Consider the following 23859-nt stretch of genomic DNA (forward strand, 5'->3'; position numbering starts at 1 on the left):
CTTAATGCACTCCAATCCATAAACCGATTAAACCTGAAATCAGACCAACAGCCCAAAATACTGTAACTACTTTCCATTCGCTCCATCCTATCAATTCAAAATGATGATGAATCGGACTCATTTTAAATATACGCTTTCCAGTCAATTTAAAGCTAGCGACTTGTAACATAACAGATAATGTTTCAATTACGAATACTAAACCTATAAAAATTAATGATAATTCCTGATTAAGCATAATTGAAATCGTAGCAAATATACCACCTAAAGCTAAGCTACCTGTATCTCCCATAAACACTTTAGCAGGGTTAATGTTATATGGTAAAAATCCTAAAAGTGCAAACAACATAATGATACAGAAAATACCAATCGCCGTTTCTCCTAACACAAAGCTCATGATGGCATACATTGTAAATCCGATAATTGACAGTCCAGTTGCTAATCCATCTAAACCATCTGTTAAATTTACCGCATTAGAAAAACCTACTTGCCAAAAAACAATGAAAATAACATATGCAAATGATAGTGGGATTGCTACATTCGTAAATGGAATATGTATGCTCGTAGAAAAATTCACCAAATGAAATACATTACTTAAAACAAAGAAAACAATCGCAATACCAATTTGCGCCAAAAACTTCTGTTTACTTGTTAAACCTTGGTTATTCTTTTTAACAACAATAATATAATCATCTATAAAACCAATTAACCCAAAACCAATCGTCACAAATAATAACAGTATGATTGGATTAGCTTGATCTACAAATATAATAGCCACCAAAGACGTTATCACAATACTTAATAGAAATGTTAGTCCACCCATCGTTGGTGTACCAGTCTTCTTCATATGGCTTTGTGGGCCTTCTTCTCGAATACTTTGACCAAATTTCATCCTTTTTAATGTAGGTATTAAAACAGGTACCAAAACAAATGTAATCACTAGCGCTAATAACGCATATACAAAAATCATAACTATCTCCTCTTCTTAATCCAGACTTTTTTAACCACTAATATATTATCAATTTTTCAATTAAATAAACAAAGTTGTAATCAAAATTTATAATTCTTCTTTTTTACGGCATAAGAGGCCAGTATAAAAAGTTTGCCTATAACAAACAAGTTAATCTGACCTCGTCTACCTTAAAATTCTCTATCGACACTTATTTATAAAGATTAAATGAAGATGTTGTTTTCTATCACAGCATTACTTTAGTAAAAACAAATAGTGACAATACATCCTTATTTAATGTAGCCATTCTTGTTAGTCCGACTTATCCTTGTCAGTTTTACTGTCAGATTTCTTCTTATCATCTGAATTTGAATCAGAATTATTCGTCGAATTGCTGTCTACATTCTCTGATGAAAATTCTACGTCTATTTTATCTTTTTCAGTAAGTTTTTGTCCCTTACTTATTGATTGGTGGGACACAAAACCGCTACCTTTTAAATTCACTTTAATATTTGTTAGGTTTTCAAAAGCAATGACATCTTCTTTCGTCCATCCTGACATGTCAGGCATAGTTAAGTCTCCATCTGTTAATAACAGTACTTTACTGTGAGGTAAGACTTTATTCCCTGCTTTTATAGATTGTGCTTTTATTTGTGTGCCAGAACCGATAGTAACTGGTTCTAATGATTTTGCACTCACATTATCAATAGCTTTTTGTTTGTCTTGACCTTCAACATCTGGCACTTTACTATACTCTGCATTAGATGTGTCATCTTTTGATTTACCTACATTTAAATATTTCAAAGTATTTTCCATTATTGGTTTAAACGCTTTACTAACACCTAATTCATAAGCTTCTTGGTCATTTTTTTGTGCCAAGCTCATACCAGCGTATACAATAACTTTAGGATTTTTCTTCGGCGCGTCACCCATAAAACTTACAAAATATGGGTTTGGACCTTTTACGTATCCACTACCATTAGGTGCAGCGACTTGTGCTGTACCAGTCTTACCTTCGACATCATAACCATCAATACGATAGTTTGCAGCGTGACTCTTCTTACTATTCACAACTAAATCCAATTGCTTTTCAACTTTTTCAGCAGTATCTTTTGTTATTGGTTTGCCTGCGATTTGTTTTTGACCTTTATAAAATTGTCTTTTACTAACAGGATTTTCAACGCTATTCACAAACCATGGTTTTAACATATTACCATCATTAAAGAACGCTGATTGCGCTTGTAACATTTGAACAGGTGTTACAGTTGTCGATTGACCAAATGATGACGTTTTTTGTTGCAACTCATTACTCCATCCAATTTGACCAGGTGCTTCTCCATCAAACATACCTTTAGTTGATTTTCCAAATCCAAATCGTTCATACCAAGATTTCATTTTGTCTGCACCAACTAAATCTTGTAAATGCATCATCAATGTATTAGATGAATAAGTAAATCCGAGTGACATTGGGATTTCACCCCAACCGACTCTATTCCAGTCTGAAATACGTGAACCCATAATATCTCTATGTCCAGATTTATATTTCTTATCAGGATCAAAAACACCTTCTTGAATAGCAGCTGCTAACCCATATGATTTAAATGTTGATCCAGGCTCGTATGTGTTTTGATATAGGTCATTTGCCCACTTTTTACCAAAGTCTTTACCAGTTTCAGGATTAAATGTTGGTCGCTGACTGTATGCTAAAATTTCTCCAGTTTTGGCATCCATGACAACCGCAAATAAATCTTTCGGCTGGTATCTTTCAACCATGCCATCTAAAGCTTCTTCAACAAATACTTGAATATTTGAATCGATTGTTAAATGGACATCATCACCACGTTTAGGCTGCTTCTCTTTTTTAGTATTTGGTGCAATATATCCCCAAATATCATGAATATATCTCAATGATCCTTTAGATCCACTTAAATAACTATCAAAAATCTTTTCAACTCCAAGCGCACCTTTAAGTTCACCAGTATCCGGATTTTTCTGAGCTCTACCAATTAAGTGTGATGCAAAATTGCCATTTGGATAAAAGCGTTCTGTTTCAGGCAATAAAGAAATACCAGGCAAATTCATTTTCTCTATTTTCAATTTGTCCTGATACGTTAAATTTGTTCCTTTGCGTCCAAATTCAATTTGGAAGGCTTTCTTTTGACTAAGTCTCTTTTCAATTTCCTCTGGCTTCATATCAATGACTGTAGATAATTTCTTTGCAGTCTCTTTTTTATCAACTACATGCCTAGGTTTTTTAGAATTGGCACTCGCCTTTTTATCTATTACTGCAACAAGTTTATATCTTTCTACATCTTCTGCTAGCACTTTACCATTACGATCATATATCTTTCCTCGTTCTGGTTGTTGTGCATTCTTAACTAAATACTTTTCATTTGCCTTCATGACTAAATCTTGACCATTAGAATGTCCAGTAATCATGATATATGAAATTCTTAAAACCAATATAAAAAAGAGCAGTCCGAATAAACCAACAAGTAGGACTGCCCCTATTTTATTTTTTTTAATTTTAATTTTTTGCTTCGCCATTACTACGCACTACCTTTACATTATCGTTCTCAAGGCTCATCCCCTGTTTCTTAGCCTTTTCGTATATGCGTTCATAAGAAGAATTCTTTTTGATTTCAGATTGTAAAGCACTGTTTTCACTTGATTGTTTATCTATTTTATAATCTAAATCTGCAATCTTTCCTCGCGTATCATACGCATCCATTTTTAAAGATAGCATATAAATACTTAACATAGCAATTACAGTAATCAAAGTTATGTATAAAACTTTTTCAAATTTAGTTAATTGTACAACCACTTTTCTCGAAACAGTCTTCTTTTCGGGCTTAGTTTGTGGTTGTTGCTTCGGTATACTATTATAAACTTGTTCGTCATATGGTTGGTACACTTTTTCTACAGCCATTATTAATTGCTCCTTATTTAAGTATTTCAGCTACACGTAATTTCGCGCTTCGTGCTCTGTTATTGTCATCTAAATCTTCTTCTGTAGCGGTAATCGGTTTACGATTAACACGCTTTAACTTAGGTGTATATGCTTCTGGTATAACTGGTAATCCTCTTGGTACCTCTGGACCTTTTTCATATTCTTGGAACACCTGTTTACATAAACGATCTTCTAAAGAATGGAAAGTGATTACCGAAATCCTGCCGTCTACTTTCACTAATTCAATCGCTTGTTCTATTGAATCTTCAAAAGCTGACAATTCATCGTTCACTGCAATTCGTAGTGCTTGAAATACTCGTTTTGCAGGATGTCCGCCTTTTCTTCTTGCTTTTGCAGGAATACCTTCTTTTATAATGTCAACTAATTCTAATGTTGTTGTTATTGGTTGTTGTTCGCGATGTGCTTCGATTCTTCGAGCTATCTGTTTTGAAAATTTCTCCTCGCCATAGCGATAAAAAATCTTCACTAACGCTTCATATGACCAATTGTTAACAATTTCATATGCTGTTAGTTCTTGTGTTTGGTCCATACGCATGTCTAATGTTGCGTCATGGTGATAACTGAATCCTCGTTCTGGAATGTCGAGTTGTGGGCTTGAAACACCCAAGTCGTAATAAATTCCATCTACTTTTTCAATGTTTAAGTCTTTTAATATTTGAGTTAATTCACGGAAGTTGCTATGAACAAAAGTCACCTTATGCAAATGATCCTTTAATACCTCTTTAGCATTATCAATTGCAGTTTGGTCTTGATCGATCGCTATTAATCTTCCGTCGTCATTTAATTGATTTAGTAAATAAAGGGCATGTCCCGCTCCACCTAGCGTACAGTCAATGTACACACCATTTTCTTTTACATTTAAATAATCAATGGTTTCGTTTAACATAACGCTGATATGATGAAACACTTCAATTCCTCCATTTTAAAAATCAAAATCTATTAAATCTTCAGCAATATCTTCGAAACTTTCTTCAGATTCTTCATAGAAATCATTCCAAGTTTCTCTATCCCAAATCTCAATACGATTTGAAACACCGATTACTGTACATTCTTTAGTTAAATTAGCGTATTTCCTCAAGTTTTGAGGGATGTTAATACGCCCTTGCTTATCAAGTTCTACTTCAACAGCACCAGAGAAGAACATACGCATAAACTTACGTGCGTCTTTTTTTGTCATAGGTAAGGTTTTCATTTTCTCTTCAATCTGTTGCCATTCGTCTAGCGTGTAACCGAATAAACATTTATCAAGGCCTCTTGTGATAATAAAACGCTCATTTAAGTCATAACGAAACTTGGACGGTATAATCATACGTCCTTTTGTATCTAATTGATGATCGTATTCTCCCATGAACATTTTTTATCACCTCACCTTATATATAATTTACCACATCTCCCCACTATCCACCACTATTTATACAAAATTTGTGAAATTTATTTTAAAAAACAAAAAAATGCCCGATTTATCATTAAGATAAATCGGGCTAAACCCTTGGTATATTAAGGTTTTATAATAATATGATCAAAAGTGTAAGAAAGTGGTGGATAGGTGGAGGGCTTGAACACATCTATCCCAAAATCATTCAAAATTTGAAGTGGATTCCATATTCTTTCTTGTAATCCTCCCATTGGATGGAGTGTTTCTTGAATTTCTCTAAATTGCTTCATACTGATGTCGTTTTCTCTTTCAATGTTTAAAAGATAACGTTTTAACAAATAATCATACTGTTGTATATGAATTTCATTATTTTTATTCACAAGGTTAATATTATTTTGATTCCCCGCCACTTCATCTAATAAGTCTTGGTTTAGACGACGCTGTTGTTCAATCATACCTTCTACCTTTTCAATAAATTGATGTGATGCTTGTTCTCTAATAAACTTACTTCTTTCTCCTTCAACACCATCGACTAACACTTTTTCTAATGGAATATTGTATTTCGAAAGTAATTTTTCAATACGGTCATTTAAATAAGTAATTCTAAGCCTTGGCATCACGATAGGCATTTCAACATCAAATAGTTCAAATACATCTTTTAATTCAGCCCAGTACTTAATTTCACTCGGTCCTCCAATAAATGCCACCGTGTTAAATAGCCATTCTTCCATTAATGGTCTTGTCACTACATTATTAGAAAATAATTCAGGTTGATTTTCCGCAATATTTATAATGTCTTCCTTTATATATGTCTTATCTGTTTTATTTAATTTAAAATGCTTACCATCATACGAAACTAATTGACGCATATTTTCATCATGTAAGAATAAATGAACATTTGTATCTGTTTGTATCATCGCCTTCAATCCTTGATTTCGAGTACGTTGTTGTGTTGCTCTAAAAGCATCATCGAGCAACTGATGTTTTTTCAAAATCTTTTTAAACATAGGCGCTTCCATTTTTCTTAACGGCTCAAACTGCGCATCTATAAATAGAACGCCATATGCTTTAAATGTCTCATGCAGTAGTGCTTTAAACATATCAGTCCACGAGTCATATTGGTCAATAATTCTGTCACAAATCTCCAGTAGACCTTGTGTATGAACAGTTTCTTTCATATGAATGAACATCGTTTTTAAAGTTTGTTTCAACTCAGCCTTATCAGGATAATATCTAGAGACAGTCGTCTCTGGCATCTCCATTGTATGATATTTAACCTTATGCAGTGACCCATGATTTTCGTTATAAACAAATGTATGATTCACTTCATCGAAATCATGATCTTCTCCTGCAATCCAAAAAACTGGTACTACTTGTTGCTTATGTGTATCCGTTAATTCCTTAGATAAAGTAATGATTGAAAATATTTTATGGAATGTATACAATGGTCCCCCGAAAAGCCCTGCTTGTTGTCCACCAATCACAACTTTTGAACCATTAGCTAAATGTTGTATATTTAATTCTTGTTCACTTGAAAGCTTTAAATCACTCATATATTCACGAATAACATTCGATAATGCCGCTTCTCTTCCATTATTTTCTTTAGACATCCTTTTTTCAAAACTAGTTTGTTGAGCTGCATCATATTGAAATAATCCTGTTATTACAGGGTCACTGCTCTTTATTTTTGGTATAAACTGATCTTTTTCATTTAAACTAACTACTTTACAGTCCATGTTTTTTCTCCTTAAGTACGCGATTACAAACTATAGTATAAAGTCTATACCGGTGATTGACAATTTTACGGCTTGAAAATCAATTTAATCATGGAAAATTTATAATATTCATTGTTTTACATTTTCAAATCAATGAAAAACACAAGTGGTTTAATGTATAATAATAGTAGTAAACAAATAAGGGGTAGATAAATATGAGTGAAATCAAACGTCTTGAAATTAATTACAAAACTGATGAATTATTCGAAAACTTTAGAGCGTTTGGCAACAAAGACTTATACATGGTCAATGAGTTAAACGGTCAAATGATTGATGCAAGTTCAGATTCACCATTTTATGGCATATTTGTCGGAGATCAATTAGGAGCTAGAATGGCATTACTAAAAAAAGGTGATGTCGAAGAAATCTACTTCCCAGATTTTGAAGATTATATATTATTATGGAAGTTAGAAGTATTACCAAAATATCAAAACAGAGGGTACGCTTCAGAATTGATTGATTTTGCAAAGAGTTTCAATATGCCAATTAAAGCCATTGGTAGAAATGATTCTAAGGATTTCTTTTTACATCATGGATTTACAGATGTGGAAGCTAAAAATATAGAGGGACATGATGTCTTATTGTGGAAACCATAAGATAATAATATTCGACACTACGAGCATGAAAATGCATCTTTTCGTAGTGTCTTTTTTACAATTACTTTCTTAGCTAATATAAGTAAATCATTTTCAAATTATTTGTCTTAACGTACAATATCATTTAGTTGTTTCCATGAATTAATTTCATAATCAGGTATAATTCCTGGATTATGATCAAATCCTCTAAAATTAAACCAGCAAGTAGCTATACCCGCATTGATGCCACCTAAAATGTCAGATGTTAAAGAATCTCCAACTATAATCGAGTGCTGTCTTTCATCCTCACCAATATCATTAAAAACATAATTAAAAAATTCCGGATTAGGTTTTTGATAACCTGTTTCCTCAGATATAAATATCTTTTTAATATATTTATGCAACGGCGTCTGATTTAACCTTCTCTTTTGCGTTTCGGTTACACCATTAGTAACAATATATAGATCATGTCGTTTCGATAACTCGACAATTGTTTCTAATGTTTGATCAAAGTATTTAACTTTAGCTTCTGCTAATCCATTTCTAAATAACACATCTGCACGATGCCCATCAACTTCCATTTGATGATGTTTAAAGTAATTCACAAATCGTTCTGATAATACTTCAGACTTCGTTAATTTATTTTGTTGAAAAGCTTCCCAATGTTGGTGATTGATTTTTTTAAATGTTAAAAAATCATCCTTTGTTGCTTTATGATTAAAAACATTCGCCATATAGTGAAACGCCCATTCTTCTGCATCATAAAAATCAACAATTGTATCATCAAAGTCTATCAAAATATTTTTATATCCCAATTTCCCCATCTCCTATATTGTCTATGTATCTAAATCTTAACAGAGGCCCAAATTTCTGCAAATAAAATAAACTGAGTGCATAACATTAAAGTATGCTCACCCAGTTTATTTTAAAGAATATTAGTTATTATATTAGAATCCAAATAATTTACCTAGTAAACCCACACCGTTAGCAACGATGTCTACGATACTTGTGCCTAATTTCACACTATCATGTTGTTGTGCAGCTTGCACAGTATTTGCGATTGCTTCTGCTAGTCCAGTCATTTAAATCTCTCCCTCACCTTTAAAATAATACTTATTACTTACATAACATATCGAAATTAGAATCCGAATAATTTACCTAGTAAACCTACGCCATTTTCAACGATGCTCACAATGCTTGTGCCTAATTTTGCGCCGTCATTATTAATTGCTGCAGTTACGGTATCTTTAATTGCGTTAAATAAACCTTCCATTGAAAACACTCCTTAAAATTTAAATTTGAAGATAACAAAAACGTGCGTAGCTTTTAAATCACCGAAATGTTATTCGCTTAACGTTTTGTTGTTGTTATTTTAAAATAAATTTGATGCAATTAGTTTGTTTATCCGCACAACATCTTATAAAGTACTTAACTGTATTTTAAAGAGAAAAGATATACAGTTAGGCATTCAAAACTGTATTTAACACAATTAAGTTGCCTGAATTCGTATTTAAGTCTTATTGAACCTTTTTAGATAAATAGCTCTATAATAGTGAAAAATATAAACATTTTTTATTTACAAGGTATTGCTAATTTAAGTTCATTTAGATATAATAATTCTTGTGTTGTTAAACGTGTCCTGGTAGCTCAGCTGGATAGAGCAATGGCCTTCTAAGCCATCGGTCGGGGGTTCGAATCCCTCCCAGGACGTCTATAGGTATTTTTATACGCATTACCAATCAAAAGAGTCCCGTGATTACGGGGCTCTTTTTGTTTTGAATTTCAGTAATATAGTATGATGCATCACCAAAACGTCCCCCGCATAAGCCCCGAAAATACAGTAATTAAAACAAGCTTGCTTATTCATTTTAGAATTTTTTGACACACAATTGACACGCGGTTGATACATGTTTACACATTTTTAATTAAGTAATTTTGCGCTCAAATTTCATCTATACTGCACACCTGAACTACACCAAAACTACACCAAGATTTTTTAACACTCACCATTTGCATACGTAGAGATTTTTATTATTATATTATTCCTATAGATTTTGATACTATTCAAAATTTTAGGGACTTTTCAGGGACCCGAAATCTTATGATTATAATTATATACATCTAAAAAATAACCACGTCCATCGAGACGTGGTTTTCTAATTATTTAACTCACTAATTATTTTTCTTAATCTTCATCACTAAATATACCATTGGCAAATTTATAAAGTAGTTCAGCGTTTTTCAATGACATATTGTCTAATGATCTTTCATTTTTTCTCATTCTGTGTATTGTGCTTTGTGGCACTCCTGTTTGTTTCGATATATGTAAACTGCTCAAATCACTGTCTAATAGTTTTTGAATTTGATTTCTCATTTTGTACACCCCCCCTTGTAAATCTTCAATCATCATTTAAATTAAATAAATACTTTTCCACATATTCCATATTTAGGTAGCAAAGCATACCTCAAATATCATTAATATTGAGATTTAAATGTCAATTATGTGTCTATCAATCCAATATACATACTCTAAAAACGTAATAGTACACACTCTTCTTATTAATAGGCCATAGCTATCATGATATAATTAGTGAAGAAAATCACATAAGAAAGGTTGTAAATCATGAGACTTCAAAAAGCACCTCTAGTAACGTCAGGACTAGTCTTAGGGTTATTAGGCCTCGGTAATCTATTAAAAGATTTATCTCTTACTTTAAACGCTGTTTGCGGAATCTTTGCTTTCTTGATTTGGATTCACCTTTTATGTACTATGCTCAAATATTTTAATAATGTGAAAGAACAATTAAACAGCCCTCTAGTTTCATCAGTGTTCACAACATTTTTCATGTCTGGCTTTTTAGGTACTACTTATTTAAATACATTTTTTAGTAACATAACTTTTATCAATAGCTTAATAACGCCTATTTGGATTTTATGCCTTGTGGGAATTATGACGCATATGATTATTTTTTCAATAAAATATTTAAAAGATTTTTCACTTGAAAATGTTTATCCTTCGTGGACTGTACTTTTTATTGGCATTGCTATCGCAGGATTGACGGCACCCGTTAGCGGATATTTTTTCATAGGTCAATTAACAGTAATATATGGCTTTGTAGCTACTTGTATTGTCTTACCTATAGTTTTCAAGCGATTAAAAGCATTTCCATTGCAGACGTCAATCAAACCGAACACATCGACAATTTGTGCACCATTTTCTTTAGTCGCTGCAGCATATGTTATAGCCTTTCCTAAGGCGAATGCTTTTATCGTAATTATACTTTTACTATTAGCTCAAATATTTTATTTTTACATCATTATACAATTACCTAAATTACTAAAAGAACCTTTTTCGCCCGTATTTTCAGCTTTCACATTCCCTTTAGTAATCTCTGCAACTGCTTTAAAGAACAGTTTGCCTGTACTTATGTTTCCAGTCATTTGGAAAGGCCTTTTGTTTATCGAAGTGTTATTAGCCACTGTAATAGTACTTAGAGTCTTTATAGGATATCTTCACTTCTTTTTAAAAAAGGAAAATCAAGATAAATTTCTTCGTAATGCGTCTCAGTAACACTATTACCCAGAATTACCACGCATATTTAATAACTAAAAAAGAGGCAGGTAATCTTGCCTCTTTTTGGTGTGTATCAATTCCTCTTTGATTTAATATGATCTTATCAATGATACCTTCTGACTAAAGCTGTAGTAACTATACTAGAACGTCTAGTTCATAAACACGTTTCACTCTAACCTTTATTTAAATAATATATAAGCAGCAAACGCCAAGGCTAATATACCAATAAAATAATTAATAAAGATTTTTATTTTAGTCTTTGTAATAGTTGACAAATTTTATCACCTCTAAATATCGATAAATTAAACACCGTTATTTTTCCTTTGCCTATCTTTTATCATTTCAGAAGGTACTCCGAAAATAAACATCAGAATAAATAATATAATTGGCAAATGTGGTATGTTTTCTAGCAAATACCATCTTAACTTCCAATCAAACACCATATTTGCATACGCCACAAAATATTTACTAAATAATAATACTACGCATATTCCAGTTAGTGTATCTAAAACCTTTGTCAAATGTGTCATTTATAGCCATCCTTTATATATGCTATTTTCACAACCAAATGTGTCATGTGTTACAAAAACTGTTTACAGCAAATACATATTTACCACGATAAATATAATATACCATAGATCTAACATTACATTAAAAACAAATTTTAAAAATATCATTATTAAATAGAGCATTGTATCAATTACTTACTAGTGTTATCATTACCGTCATTATTTTCTTAATCAAAAATAATAATGCACCTCGCTTAGTTTAGTATTTCTACAAACCTACGAGATGCATAAAACCCCATTAGTATTTTTTATAATATAGCATTTCAAATTATGAATAAATTAGTACTTGCGTAATTAGTAGTCCGCCACCGAAAATCAATACAAAAGCAACTACCGGCCATACAAATCGGAACCAATGTGAATATCGCATGTTTAACATTTGTAGTGTGGCCATAACAAGTCCAGTCGGCGCTAAGAATAACATCGCATATTGACCAAATTGATATGTCGTAACGATGACGAATCTTGGTATACCTACTGTATCAGCTAGTGGTGCAAAGATAGGCATTGATAATACCGCTAATCCAGAAGATGATGGCACGATAAAACCTAAACAGAAGAAAATAAATAGTAATACGATGATAAATAATGGTCCACTCATATGTTGAACTAAAGATGATGAAAAGTGTAAGATTGTATCTGAAATCATACCTTCATTCAACACTAAATTAATACCTCGAGCTAAGCCAATAATTAAAGATACACCTACTAAACTTGATGCGCCATTGACAAATGCATCTACAGTTCCTTTTTCTCCCAATCCAGATTTACCTGTCCCAGCAATAAACATTATTATAATTGTAAATATTAAAAATGCTGAAGCCATAACTGGGAACCACCAACCTTGCGTCATAACTCCCCATACCATAATTGGAAATGGTAGTACAAATAATGTAAGGATTATCTTCTTACACAAAGTAAAATGAGAACTATCGTCATCTTTTAATACAGACCATTGCTGTTCAAAAGCATCTTTGTCTTCGTAAGAATATGACGCTTTAGGATCTTTTTTAATTTTTTTACAGTACCAATATAAATAACTAATAACAAAAATCGCACCGACAATACAAGCACCTATTCTCCAATACAAGCCATCCGTAAAAGTTGTACCAGCGGCATTAGAGGCAATTACAACCGAGAACGGGTTAATAGTTGAAAATGTACTACCGACAGAGCTGGCAAGGAATATGGCACCAACTGAAACGATAGAATCATATCCTAACGCTATAAATATAGGGACTAAAATCGGATAAAATGCTACAGCTTCTTCTTCAATACCACATAAAGTCCCGCCGATAATCATTAGTATTGATACAAACACAATTAGCATAAATTCATGCCCTTTTGTTTTCTTCGTTAAAGCTAACAATCCCGATTCAAAAGAACCACTGGCTTGAACTACGCCAATAAGTCCCCCTAGTACAAGAATGAATACCATGATATCGACCGCTTCTATCGTACCTTCAACCATGCTACTTGTTATTTGTTCTGGTCCAGCTGGATGTTGCTTTAATCTTTCATAAGTATTCGGAATTGATACCGGCTTATTAATTGCACCTGATTTAAATTGTTCAATCTTAATTTTAACCCCCATTTTGTCTAGTTCCTGTTGCGTACCTGGAACCTTTTTCACTTGGTTATGAGGGTTAACTATCTTTAGTTCTTGGGATGAAGGTTCGTAAGAAAGTTTAGAATATGCACCAGCAGGAATAACCCATGTTGCTATAACTGCAACAACCGTTAAAATGAATAAAATCATAAATGCACCTGGCATTCTTAATTTAAATCGTTTTTTCTTTTCACTTTCATTAATTGTATTTTCCACGGTTTCATCTCCTTCGACATTTAACCTAGCATTTCTACCTTAAAGATTTTATAAATATAAATTAAGAAAGTGCACCCCGCATCAAAATAGAGGCATTATTTTCAGGGGTGCACATAAATAATAAAAATCATGCATTTGACATATAGTAATTGAAAAGCGTTTCAATTCAATTACTTTTTAATCACAGTACCTACTTTACCCTCTAAGGCAGCATCTAATTCATTTAATGATGTTATAAGCACACTTCCTTTTGGATTGTTTTCAATAAATGATATGGCTGCTTCAATTTTTGGTAACATACTTCCTTTTGCAAATTGATTTTCGTCTATATATCGTTTTAATTCATCAACATTTGTTGTTTTCAAAGGCTGTTGGTTTTCAGTGTTAAAATTAATATATACATAATCAATTGCTGTTAAAATAATCAATTGATCGCATTGAATATTAGCACCCAACAACGCACTTGTTTTATCTTTGTCTATAACTGCATCAATACCTTTAAAACCATCATGTTGCTCTCTAATTACTGGTATACCTCCACCACCAGCAGCAATAACGAGTGTATCATTTTTAATAAGTGTTTTAATACTCTCTAATTCAATAATAGAGATGGGTTGTGGTGAAGGAACAACACGTCTATACCCTCTTCCAGCATCTTCAACAAATATAAATCCTTTTTCTTTTTGAATTTGTTCAGCTTCTTCTTTGTTGTAAAATAACCCAATTGGTTTTGAAGGATTGTTAAATGCCGGATCATTTTCATCAACTTCAACTTGTGTCACTAGTGTTACCACTTGTTTATCCATTCCAATAGAATGCAATTCGTTTTGTAAGCTTTCTTGTAATTGATAGCCGATGTAAGCTTGACTCATTGCGCCACATTCAGCAAATGGAAATGCCGGACCTTGGTTATGTTCTGCAGCATAGTTAAGCCCCAAATTAATGCTTCCAACCTGTGGCCCATTACCATGACTAATAACAATCTCATGTCCTTTTGTTATTAATCCTACTAATGATTTCGCAGTATTTTTAACAAGCTCGAGTTGTTCTTGAGGTGATTTTCCTAAAGCATTACCACCTAATGCTACTACTATTTTCGCCATCATATTCACTTCCTTATATCATTTAAAATTCACCCAATGTAGCAACCATGACTGCTTTTATTGTATGCATTCTGTTCTCAGCTTCTTGGAATACAACTGAAGCTTTACTTTCGAATACTTCATCTGTAACTTCCATTTCTCGAATTCCATATTTTTCAAAAATTTGTTGACCAATTTTCGTATCAGCATTGTGGAAAGATGGTAAGCAATGCTCAAAAATAACATTTGGATTACCAGTTTTATCCATCATTTCTTTATTTACTTGATATGGCTTCAATAATTCAAGTCGTTCTTTCCATACTTCATCAGGTTCACCCATTGATACCCAAACGTCAGTGTAAATTACATCCGAACCCTTTACACCTTGGTCAATATCATCTGTGATTAATATGTTGCCACCATTTTCAGCGGCAATATTTTTACAGCGATTTAATAATTCATCTGTTGGATTTAATTCTTTTGGACAAACTAAATGGAAGTTCATACCCATAATGGCAGCACCTTGCATTAATGCATTTGCAACGTTATTACGACCATCTCCAACATATGTAAAGTTAATATCTGCATAATCTTTTTTTAAGACTTCTTTTGCTGTTAAGAAATCAGCAAGAACTTGAGTAGGATGATCTTCATCAGTTAAACCATTCCACACTGGTACGCCTGAATATTCAGCTAAAGTTTCTACTGTTCTTTGTGAAAAACCACGGTATTCAATGCCATCATACATTCCACCAAGCACACGTGCAGTATCTTTAGTTGTTTCTTTTTTACCCATTTGTGATCCAGTTGGGCCTAAATAAGTTACATTTGCACCTTGATCATGCGCTGCAACTTCAAATGCACATCGCGTTCTTGTAGAATCTTTTTCAAACAACAGTGCAATATTTTTATTTTTTAACATAGGCTTTTCAGTGCCAATATATTTAGCACGTTTTAAATCCTCGGAGAGTGTTAATAAGAATTCTACCTCTTGTCTTGAAAAGTCTAATAAAGTTAAAAAACTTCTGTTTCGTAAATTTTTCATTAATAACAACTCCTTTTATTTTAGTTACACCTAAATTGTAAGCGTATACAAAATAAACACAACCTACTATTAAAATTTGTAATATTTTATCAATAATTAAATGAACATTTTATTAATATTAAATTTAAGTAGTAGGAAATTATTAAAATAAGTACTACATTTAAAGTATAACTATTTTTCAAGTAGTTAGAAAATTCAATTATCAAACAATTTAATGCAATTGATTAGAGAATAATTCTAATGTGTCGTTTTTAATATATAACTCCAGCCTACTTTATTAGGTACTGTTTCTGTCCAAAACTTAAAAATGATAAGTTTTGCTTAAATAACACTACTAACTGTTTAAGTTTATTTAACATAGTTTTAGCTTTTATTTAATTCCGAATCGGTGTAATAGCTTATATACTTTGGGTAATTCACGCAAAGGAGATTTTCATATGAAAAAGAACATCATGAATAAATTAGTTTTATCAACAGCATTGTTACTTTTAGGAACCACATCAACACAACTTCCTAAAACACCAATCAGTTTTTCATCTGAAGCAAAAGCCTATAATATCAGTGAAAACGAGACTAATATCAATGAGTTAATAAAGTATTATTCACAGCCTCATTTATCACTTTCAAATAAATGGTTATGGCAAAAGCCCAATGGTAGCATTCATGCAACATTGCAAACGTGGGTTTGGTATAGTCATATTCAAGTGTTTGGATCCGAGAGTTGGGGAAACATTAATCAGTTAAGAAATAAATACGTTGATATATTTGGAACTAAAGATGAGGACACAGTTGAAGGTTACTGGACTTATGATGAAACATTTACTGGTGGTGTTACGCCAGCAGCTACTTCATCTGATAAGCCTTATAGACTATTTTTAAAATATAGTGATAAACAACAAACTATCATCGGTGGACATGAATTTTACAAAGGAAATAAACCAGTATTAACTTTAAAAGAATTAGATTTCCGTATTCGTCAAACATTAATAAAGAATAAAAAGTTATATAACGGAGAATTTAATAAAGGTCAAATTAAGATAACTGCTGATGGAAATAATTACACGATTGATTTAAGTAAAAAATTAAAATTAACTGATACAAACCGTTATGTTAAAAATCCTAAAAATGCACAAATTGAAGTCATACTCGAAAAATCTAACTAACCTATTACCTTTTGAAAATGCGGATAATTTCAATTATCTAATTAACCCCTTTTTATAATTAAACATTCCAACAGTACTCAAAGGAGAAATTCGAATGAACAATAACATCACGAAAAAAATTATTTTATCAACAACATTGTTACTATTAGGTACAGCATCAACACAATTTCCTAATACACCTATCAGTTCTTCAACTGAAGCGAAAGCTTATTATATAAATCAAAATGAAACTAACGTTAATGAGTTAACTAAATATTACTCGCAGCAACATTTAACCTTCTCTAACAAAACGTTATGGCAAAAAGATAACGGTACGATTCATGCAACGTTGTTACAGTTTTCTTGGTATAGTCATATTCAAGTTTATGGACCTGAAAGTTGGGGCAATATCAACCAATTAAGAAATAAAAGCGTTGATATTTTTGGTATAAAAGACCAAGAAACCATTGATTCTTTTGCATTATCTCAAGAAACGTTTACTGGTGGTGTTACTCCTGCAGCAACATCTAACGATAAACACTATAAACTGAATGTAACATATAAAGATAAAGCAGAAACGTTTACTGGCGGATTTCCAGTTTATGAAGGTAATAAGCCTGTTTTAACTTTAAAAGAATTAGATTTTCGTATTCGTCAAACATTAATTAAAAGTAAAAAATTATATAATAATTCTTATAACAAAGGACAAATTAAAATAACAGGTGCAGACAATAACTACACAATAGATTTAAGTAAAAGGTTGCCATCAACTGATGCAAATAGATATGTTAAAAAACCTCAAAATGCAAAAATTGAAGTTATCCTCGAAAAATCAAACTAACATTAATAACGGAGTTAATAAAAATAATCGCAAATGCTATATTGACTTCGCTCACATATAAATTTGTTATTCCTCGTTTCATGATTCCTCTGAAAGGAGATGTTCTAATGAATAAGAACATCACGAAAAATATAATTTTAACGACAACATTATTACTATTAGGTACAGTATTACCTCAAAATCAAAAACCAGTATTTAGTTTTTACTCTGAAGCTAAAGCTTATAGCATTGGTCAAGATGAAACTAACATCAATGAATTAATTAAATATTACACACAGCCTCATTTTTCATTTTCAAATAAATGGCTATATCAATATGATAATGGAAACATTTATGTTGAACTTAAGAGATATTCATGGTCAGCACATATTTCTTTATGGGGCGCTGAAAGTTGGGGAAATATTAATCAGTTAAAAGATCGTTACGTAGATGTGTTTGGACTAAAGGACAAAGATACTGATCAGTTATGGTGGTCTTATAGAGAGACATTTACAGGTGGTGTTACACCAGCCGCAAAACCTTCTGATAAAACTTATAATCTTTTTGTGCAATACAAAGATAAACTACAAACGATTATTGGTGCACATAAAATATACCAAGGCAATAAACCAGTATTAACATTGAAAGAAATCGATTTCCGTGCACGAGAAGCGTTAATAAAAAATAAAATATTATATAACGAAAATCGTAATAAAGGTAAGCTTAAGATCACCGGTGGCGGTAATAACTACACTATTGATTTAAGCAAAAGATTACATTCAGATTTAGCAAATGTTTATGTTAAAAATCCTAATAAAATAACTGTTGACGTCCTCTTTGATTAGTATAAGAAGGTGACTTATACTTCATGCACTTTAATTCCAAATCAGATTATTTAAATGATAATTTTCAAAGTGTATGATCTATATAATAGGTGAAATTTTCTATATATTTAAATAGAATTGGGAGTAGGAATGTGACAAAAATGATATTTTATAAAATTTATTTCGTTGTCACTCCCCAACTTGCACATTATTGTAAGCTGACTTTCCGCCAGCTTCTATGTTGGGGCCCCGCCAACTTCCATTGCCTGTAGAAATTGGGAATCCAATTTCACTATGTTGGGGCCCCACCCCAACTTGCACGTTATTGTAAGCTGACTTTCTGCCAGCTTCTGTGTTGGGGCCCCGCCAACTTGCACGTTATTGTAAGCTGACTTTCTGCCAGCTTCTATGTTGGGGCCCCGCCAACTTGCACATTATTGTAAGCTGATTTTTCGTCAGCTTCTGTGTTGGGGCCCCGCCAACTTGCATTGTCTGTAGAATTTCTTTTTGAAATTCTCTATGTTGGGGCCCCGCCTATAATTGAAAAATGCTTGTTACATGGGCATTTTCATTCGGTCAACTACTACCAATATAATATTGTAGAGCCTAAGACATTGATTTATTATGTCTTAGGCTCTATTCCTTCATTTAATGATTCAATTATTTTAGCAATACTTTATTGTCCCATGATTAGTGTTCTTTTAATGAGACATAATAACTATAAAGTTTAATAATCGTTCTAAATCTAGCATCTTCTAGTTTGGTTTTCCCATTTCTTAAATCTTGTACTGTTTGATATGGAACTCCTGAATTTTTCGAAATTTTATAGCCTGATTCAGACTCAAACAAAGATTGAAGAGAGTTTATAATATTATTCAACTCTGTCATTTTTAATCCCCTTTCTTGAATTAACAATATACAATGTTGTTATTAAAACAGTCAGTGTATGGATGATTTCATTTCCTAAAAATATATTCAGCCATATAATAATAAGAAATACGATATAAAATAGTTTCATTTTAATCCCCTATCATATTTTTATTAATCAAATTTCAATAAGATTCATCATTAAAAGCTAACCTATACTCAAAATTTTCTTATAATGCCTCTAACTAAAAACCTACATTTTATTTTACATATAACATTTTACACTATATTTAAAATACATACGATACTTTTTCGTTATCTATTAAATATTTCTATGTAACGGCAAAATTTATTCCCGACGAAATTTCAAACATAATTAATACCCTTTTTCTCTATTTCTATTTATTAATTTACACTAGTTAATATATAGTTAATTTTTATTTAATAGTTAATTAATTGATTTAATTCTAAGATATTTGTATTTTTATATTGTGATCGATTACATTTTTAAATCAAACAAATCATTAGTTTTAAAGAAATTAATCAATAAAATTAGCTATGTCTTTTCCTTGTTTCATAAAGAATTTATTCAACTTTGACTAACCCTCGAAATTGAAATGCTTCCTTTCAAATTTTAAATAAAAGTTAAAAACATATTCTTAAAATAATCACTCATCATCACTCAGTAATTTATCAGTTGCTACATTAAATATACTAATATAAACGATTATAAATATTTGATATGTCTCAACTGCAATATTCTAAATTGACATATTGATTATTGTTTCCTCAAATCGTTTTAAAAAATAGAAGGATGATGAAAATGAAAACACGTATAGTCAGCTCAGTAACAACAACACTATTGCTAGGTTCCATATTAATGAATCCTGTCGCTAATGCCGCAGATTCTGATATTAATATTAAAACCGGTACTACAGATATTGGAAGCAATACTACAGTAAAAACAGGTGATTTAGTCACTTATGATAAAGAAAATGGCATGCACAAAAAAGTATTTTATAGTTTTATCGATGATAAAAATCACAATAAAAAACTGCTAGTTATTAGAACGAAAGGAACCATTGCTGGTCAATATAGAGTTTATAGCGAAGAAGGTGCTAACAAAAGTGGTTTAGCCTGGCCTTCAGCCTTTAAGGTACAGTTGCAACTACCTGATAATGAAGTAGCTCAAATATCTGATTACTATCCAAGAAATTCGATTGATACAAAAGAGTATATGAGTACTTTAACTTATGGATTCAACGGTAATGTTACTGGTGATGATACAGGAAAAATTGGTGGCCTTATTGGTGCAAATGTTTCGATTGGTCATACACTCAAATATGTTCAACCGGATTTCAAAACAATTTTAGAGAGCCCAACTGATAAAAAAGTAGGCTGGAAAGTGATATTTAACAATATGGTGAATCAAAATTGGGGACCATATGATAGAGATTCTTGGAACCCGGTATATGGCAATCAACTTTTCATGAAAACTAGAAATGGCTCTATGAAAGCAGCAGATAACTTCCTTGATCCTAACAAAGCAAGTTCTCTATTATCTTCAGGTTTTTCACCAGACTTCGCTACAGTTATTACTATGGATAGAAAAGCATCCAAACAACAAACAAATATAGATGTAATATACGAACGAGTTCGTGATGACTACCAATTGCATTGGACTTCAACAAATTGGAAAGGTACCAATACTAAAGATAAATGGACAGATCGTTCTTCAGAAAGATATAAAATCGATTGGGAAAAAGAAGAAATGACAAATTAATGTAAATTATTTGTTCATGTACAAATAAATATAATTTATAACTTTAGCCGATAACTTCAGAAATGATGTTTTTCGGCTAATTTTTATACTGAATTTAGTTTAATTAACTTATGATATTTTTAATTTAAACTATCTACTTGATTTGCTTTCCTGACTTAAAAGTTAGACTAAACATGACACTATATGAGGTGATTTTTAAAATAAGATATTTGAATTCCATGTTGTCAAACCCTTTATATAAAAGTTTTGAAATTGTTCAAAACTTTTTGAACACATTATGTGTTAATATATTTGCAGAATTATTTTAAAATCGTTTTAAAACTATACTGAAATAAGAAATTTAAAAGTATAATTAGTACATATAATTGAAAAAGATTTCTAGAAATACAATTAATGTTCATCTAGATATTGTACGAAGTTGTATGAATAAGTTAAACTTAAGTTGAATCAATTTAAATGTTCAAGGAGGTTAACAAATGGTTTTTAATGATTGGGAAATTAACGTTGTATACTCAGGAGAGCATGAGGTTGTAGCAAACGAAAAGAGTTTATTTGTCATTGACGAATTTTACGATGTTGCAATCGCAATCTATTATTTAGATGGAAAATTAAAAGTAGCTCATGTCAACTATGGTTCTGATTTTACAATTGACGTAGCTAATAAAGTTTTTGAATTGAATATTCAAAATCCAAATGTTGATGAGCATTAAATATTAAAAAGCATTTAGAATCATAAAGAGCATACTATATATAGCCTTTTACATGTAAAGCAAATGAAAATTAGATAATCTAATTATTTCAACATTAAACAATATATCATTATAAAGAAGTTTTTAAAATAGAAGTATAAGGTGGTGAACAAAAATTAACATTGTGTATAACATTATAGTATATATAGCATGCATGATTAATTTCGGATTAATTATAGTCCCATTATTAACAACAAATGATGCGGATTTTGTATGGACTTCTTCATCATTAATATATATGATTCTTCTTACGTCGATTATCCTAATAGTTTATATTAAAACTAAAGATAGCTTACAGTTAACGATATTTATACTTAATATAGCCTTAATTATTCTATACTGTACACCATTACTATTCATTTATGTATTCTAGTGCTTCATTAATATTTTAATGCATCAGTTTAAGTAAATTCCATTTGGAAAAAAAGCACATCTCATCATCAAATTAACATATTTAACGTTATACTTTCATAAAATTTGAAACAATTGAACATCCTTACTTTAGCTTTATATCTTTATTTCAAGTCATGTTTTCAACTATTTTAATGAATTAAACATATATTATAAGGAGTCAACATCATGAATAAACATATAAATAAAAAAGCGACAAAACTACTTGAAGATTATAAAAAGGTTCAACAAAGAAAATCGGAAGAAACTGATAGAGGTTGTTTGAAAAGTGTCATCATGCTTATCGTCTTATTTTTCTTAATTATTTTTGGTATTGTGGCATGTTCTACAAACGTAAACTTTTTCTTCCAGTAAAAGAGTGAGATAGAAATGATAAAGAACCACTAATGATTTATTATGTAGTGGTTCTTTATCATTAGCTGTAGCTAATGTGTACTTAAAAAATGAATACATGAGTAAAACTCATGCATAAGAAATACTAATTTCTAAAGAAACAGTATTTCTTTATGTTTGGGGCCCGCCAACTTGCACATTATTGTAAGCTGACTTTTCGCCAGCTTCTGTGTTGGGACCCCACCCCAACTTGCTTTGTCTGTAGAAATTGGGGTTCCAATTTCTCTATGTTGGGGCCCCGCCAACTTTCATTGTCTGTTGGAATTGGTGATCCGATTTCTCTATGTTGGGGCCCACCCCAACTTGCATTGTTTGTAGAATTTCTTTTCGAAATTCTCTGTGTTGGGGCCCCACGAGTATTGAAAAAACTTGTTACATGCGTATTTTCATATAGTCAACTAACTACCAATATAGCACTAGAACTGGAAATGATAATTTAATAATGTACAATTTTGATTGTTAAAACATGTACAATTTTAAAAAAATAGGAGAGCAAAATAAATAATTGATATAGTTATTTTGAGAGTAACACTAGGAACTATTGTATTTATATTAGTCTCCCCTACTTTTAAATGTCATTCATTATACATAAGCATTTTGATATAGAATTTATCACATATGCAAATTAAAAACAGGTTAAGACCATTTTTACTGCTGTCTCAACCTGTTTTATTTATTATCTATTTATAATTTCATAAATTTCTTTGTATATTTTTTCTAACGCAACTTTAGCTTCAGCCATTTTATCGAAATTATTGCTCCTTAATGCCGCTTTAGCTCTATGTTCATTCATCATAATCGTTTGCTTATAATAGCGATTTAAGCTACCTGCAGCTAAATCATATACATTAGATTTATTAAGTAATGATCTTAGCTCATCTGCAATTTGTTTATCATGATACTCACTTTGAATTATATAATCCTTCTTACTACTTGCCTCAACTTTATTCCCTTCTAAAGTTGCTATCGCTGTTGATGATAAAAGTAATGCTAATGTTCCTGTTAATATATATTTTTTAAATTTCATTGTAAACTCTCCTTAAAATTGATACTTACTGATTATATAGTCAATTTCAGGACAATTACATTAACCTGTCATTAAATAGATTACTTTTTTCATTAATAAAAATTAA

At 31.4% G+C, this 23859-nt stretch carries 25 protein-coding genes and 1 tRNA gene; 9 read left to right on the top strand and 17 right to left on the bottom strand.

Features of this window, described 5'->3' with window-relative positions:
- Position 1: 1 nt before the first annotated feature.
- The 6 genes from mraY to bshC form a co-directional block, all read right to left on the bottom strand.
- The gene (mraY, locus tag ACXQH5_RS05925; protein ID WP_000578462.1) at positions 2 to 967 is read right to left on the bottom strand and encodes a phospho-N-acetylmuramoyl-pentapeptide-transferase; all 966 of its coding nucleotides are present in this window, start codon (positions 965 to 967) and stop codon (positions 2 to 4) included.
- A gap of 291 nt (positions 968 to 1258) precedes the next feature.
- The gene (locus tag ACXQH5_RS05930) at positions 1259 to 3493 is read right to left on the bottom strand and encodes a penicillin-binding protein (RefSeq protein WP_001118658.1); all 2235 of its coding nucleotides are present in this window, start codon (positions 3491 to 3493) and stop codon (positions 1259 to 1261) included.
- The gene (gene ftsL / locus ACXQH5_RS05935) at positions 3474 to 3875 is read right to left on the bottom strand and encodes a cell division protein FtsL (RefSeq protein WP_000257598.1); all 402 of its coding nucleotides are present in this window, start codon (positions 3873 to 3875) and stop codon (positions 3474 to 3476) included. Before ftsL ends, ACXQH5_RS05930 begins: the two co-directional genes overlap by 20 nt.
- A 13-nt stretch (positions 3876 to 3888) precedes the next feature.
- Complete coding sequence (rsmH, locus tag ACXQH5_RS05940) at positions 3889 to 4824, bottom strand: 16S rRNA (cytosine(1402)-N(4))-methyltransferase RsmH (RefSeq protein WP_000468384.1); 936 nt, start codon at positions 4822 to 4824, stop codon at positions 3889 to 3891.
- A gap of 15 nt (positions 4825 to 4839) precedes the next feature.
- Entirely contained in the window at positions 4840 to 5271 is a 432-nt protein-coding gene (mraZ, locus tag ACXQH5_RS05945; protein ID WP_000480800.1) for a division/cell wall cluster transcriptional repressor MraZ, read from the bottom strand.
- A gap of 143 nt (positions 5272 to 5414) precedes the next feature.
- Positions 5415 to 7028 carry a bacillithiol biosynthesis cysteine-adding enzyme BshC gene (gene bshC, locus ACXQH5_RS05950; RefSeq protein ID WP_000340485.1) on the bottom strand — a complete coding sequence of 538 codons (1614 nt, stop codon included), beginning with the start codon at positions 7026 to 7028 and terminating at the stop codon, positions 5415 to 5417.
- 194 nt (positions 7029 to 7222) lie between these two features.
- Between bshC and ACXQH5_RS05955 the strand changes: the two genes are divergently transcribed.
- Positions 7223 to 7663, top strand: coding sequence for an N-acetyltransferase (locus ACXQH5_RS05955; RefSeq protein ID WP_001289711.1), 441 nt, complete (start codon positions 7223 to 7225; stop codon positions 7661 to 7663).
- A gap of 107 nt (positions 7664 to 7770) precedes the next feature.
- Here ACXQH5_RS05955 and ACXQH5_RS05960 read toward each other — a convergent pair whose 3' ends face one another.
- The 3 genes from ACXQH5_RS05960 to ACXQH5_RS05970 form a co-directional block, all read right to left on the bottom strand.
- Positions 7771 to 8466 carry a YjjG family noncanonical pyrimidine nucleotidase gene (locus ACXQH5_RS05960; protein WP_001788648.1) on the bottom strand — a complete coding sequence of 232 codons (696 nt, stop codon included), beginning with the start codon at positions 8464 to 8466 and terminating at the stop codon, positions 7771 to 7773.
- A gap of 123 nt (positions 8467 to 8589) precedes the next feature.
- Positions 8590 to 8724: a beta-class phenol-soluble modulin gene (locus tag ACXQH5_RS05965; RefSeq protein WP_000147103.1), complete on the bottom strand. Its 135-nt coding sequence runs from the start codon at positions 8722 to 8724 to the stop codon at positions 8590 to 8592.
- Between the two features lie 56 nt (positions 8725 to 8780).
- Positions 8781 to 8915: a beta-class phenol-soluble modulin gene (locus ACXQH5_RS05970; RefSeq protein WP_000398672.1), complete on the bottom strand. Its 135-nt coding sequence runs from the start codon at positions 8913 to 8915 to the stop codon at positions 8781 to 8783.
- Positions 8916 to 9278: 363 nt separating this feature from the next.
- On the opposite strand from ACXQH5_RS05970, the gene ACXQH5_RS05975 reads away from it, so the two are divergent.
- Positions 9279 to 9352: transfer RNA gene (locus tag ACXQH5_RS05975), tRNA-Arg, on the top strand.
- A 475-nt stretch (positions 9353 to 9827) separates the two neighbouring features.
- On the opposite strand, the gene ACXQH5_RS05980 is transcribed toward ACXQH5_RS05975, so the two are convergent.
- Positions 9828 to 10016, bottom strand: a complete 189-nt coding sequence (locus ACXQH5_RS05980; RefSeq protein WP_001245798.1) for a hypothetical protein — start codon at positions 10014 to 10016, stop codon at positions 9828 to 9830.
- 249 nt (positions 10017 to 10265) lie between these two features.
- On the opposite strand from ACXQH5_RS05980, the gene ACXQH5_RS05985 reads away from it, so the two are divergent.
- Entirely contained in the window at positions 10266 to 11213 is a 948-nt protein-coding gene (locus ACXQH5_RS05985; protein WP_001239297.1) for a TDT family transporter, read from the top strand.
- 305 nt (positions 11214 to 11518) lie between these two features.
- Here ACXQH5_RS05985 and elxI1 read toward each other — a convergent pair whose 3' ends face one another.
- The 4 genes from elxI1 to argF all read right to left on the bottom strand — a co-directional run bounded on the left by elxI1 (position 11519) and on the right by argF (position 15737).
- Positions 11519 to 11746 carry an epilancin biosynthesis-related protein ElxI1 gene (gene elxI1 / locus ACXQH5_RS05990; RefSeq protein ID WP_000149420.1) on the bottom strand — a complete coding sequence of 76 codons (228 nt, stop codon included), beginning with the start codon at positions 11744 to 11746 and terminating at the stop codon, positions 11519 to 11521.
- A 307-nt stretch (positions 11747 to 12053) separates the two neighbouring features.
- Positions 12054 to 13610 (bottom strand): YfcC family protein, encoded by a 1557-nt coding sequence (locus ACXQH5_RS05995; RefSeq protein WP_000432082.1) that lies wholly within the window; start codon positions 13608 to 13610, stop codon positions 12054 to 12056.
- A gap of 170 nt (positions 13611 to 13780) precedes the next feature.
- Entirely contained in the window at positions 13781 to 14713 is a 933-nt protein-coding gene (gene arcC / locus ACXQH5_RS06000) for a carbamate kinase (protein ID WP_001074342.1), read from the bottom strand.
- Between the two features lie 22 nt (positions 14714 to 14735).
- Positions 14736 to 15737: an ornithine carbamoyltransferase gene (gene argF, locus ACXQH5_RS06005; protein WP_000793607.1), complete on the bottom strand. Its 1002-nt coding sequence runs from the start codon at positions 15735 to 15737 to the stop codon at positions 14736 to 14738.
- A 437-nt stretch (positions 15738 to 16174) separates the two neighbouring features.
- Between argF and ACXQH5_RS06010 the strand changes: the two genes are divergently transcribed.
- The 3 genes from ACXQH5_RS06010 to ACXQH5_RS06020 all read left to right on the top strand — a co-directional run bounded on the left by ACXQH5_RS06010 (position 16175) and on the right by ACXQH5_RS06020 (position 18544).
- Positions 16175 to 16900, top strand: coding sequence for a superantigen-like protein SSL14 (locus ACXQH5_RS06010; protein ID WP_000739527.1), 726 nt, complete (start codon positions 16175 to 16177; stop codon positions 16898 to 16900).
- Between the two features lie 94 nt (positions 16901 to 16994).
- Positions 16995 to 17720, top strand: coding sequence for a superantigen-like protein SSL13 (locus ACXQH5_RS06015; protein ID WP_001063565.1), 726 nt, complete (start codon positions 16995 to 16997; stop codon positions 17718 to 17720).
- 107 nt (positions 17721 to 17827) lie between these two features.
- Positions 17828 to 18544 (top strand): superantigen-like protein SSL12, encoded by a 717-nt coding sequence (locus ACXQH5_RS06020; protein WP_001038858.1) that lies wholly within the window; start codon positions 17828 to 17830, stop codon positions 18542 to 18544.
- Positions 18545 to 19213: 669 nt separating this feature from the next.
- Here the strand turns inward: ACXQH5_RS06020 and ACXQH5_RS06025 are convergent.
- Together ACXQH5_RS06025 and ACXQH5_RS06030 are read right to left on the bottom strand one after the other, a co-directional pair.
- Positions 19214 to 19438, bottom strand: a complete 225-nt coding sequence (locus tag ACXQH5_RS06025) for a hypothetical protein (protein ID WP_001802045.1) — start codon at positions 19436 to 19438, stop codon at positions 19214 to 19216.
- Complete coding sequence (locus ACXQH5_RS06030) at positions 19395 to 19541, bottom strand: hypothetical protein (protein WP_000765708.1); 147 nt, start codon at positions 19539 to 19541, stop codon at positions 19395 to 19397. The genes ACXQH5_RS06025 and ACXQH5_RS06030 overlap by 44 nt, the downstream gene beginning before the upstream one ends.
- A 672-nt stretch (positions 19542 to 20213) precedes the next feature.
- Here ACXQH5_RS06030 and hyl point away from each other — a divergent pair.
- The 3 genes from hyl to ACXQH5_RS06045 all read left to right on the top strand — a co-directional run bounded on the left by hyl (position 20214) and on the right by ACXQH5_RS06045 (position 22687).
- The gene (gene hyl / locus ACXQH5_RS06035) at positions 20214 to 21173 is read left to right on the top strand and encodes an alpha-hemolysin (protein WP_000857485.1); all 960 of its coding nucleotides are present in this window, start codon (positions 20214 to 20216) and stop codon (positions 21171 to 21173) included.
- A 476-nt stretch (positions 21174 to 21649) separates the two neighbouring features.
- The gene (locus tag ACXQH5_RS06040; RefSeq protein WP_000231631.1) at positions 21650 to 21883 is read left to right on the top strand and encodes a hypothetical protein; all 234 of its coding nucleotides are present in this window, start codon (positions 21650 to 21652) and stop codon (positions 21881 to 21883) included.
- Positions 21884 to 22501: 618 nt separating this feature from the next.
- Positions 22502 to 22687 (top strand): hypothetical protein, encoded by a 186-nt coding sequence (locus ACXQH5_RS06045; RefSeq protein ID WP_001032817.1) that lies wholly within the window; start codon positions 22502 to 22504, stop codon positions 22685 to 22687.
- Between the two features lie 715 nt (positions 22688 to 23402).
- Here ACXQH5_RS06045 and ACXQH5_RS06050 read toward each other — a convergent pair.
- A complete protein-coding gene (locus tag ACXQH5_RS06050; protein ID WP_000669535.1) occupies positions 23403 to 23753 on the bottom strand; it encodes a complement inhibitor SCIN family protein in 351 nt (116 codons plus the stop codon).
- Between the last annotated feature and the right edge of the window lie 106 nt (positions 23754 to 23859).

It is taken from the genome of Staphylococcus sp. SA22 (genome assembly GCF_054165785.1).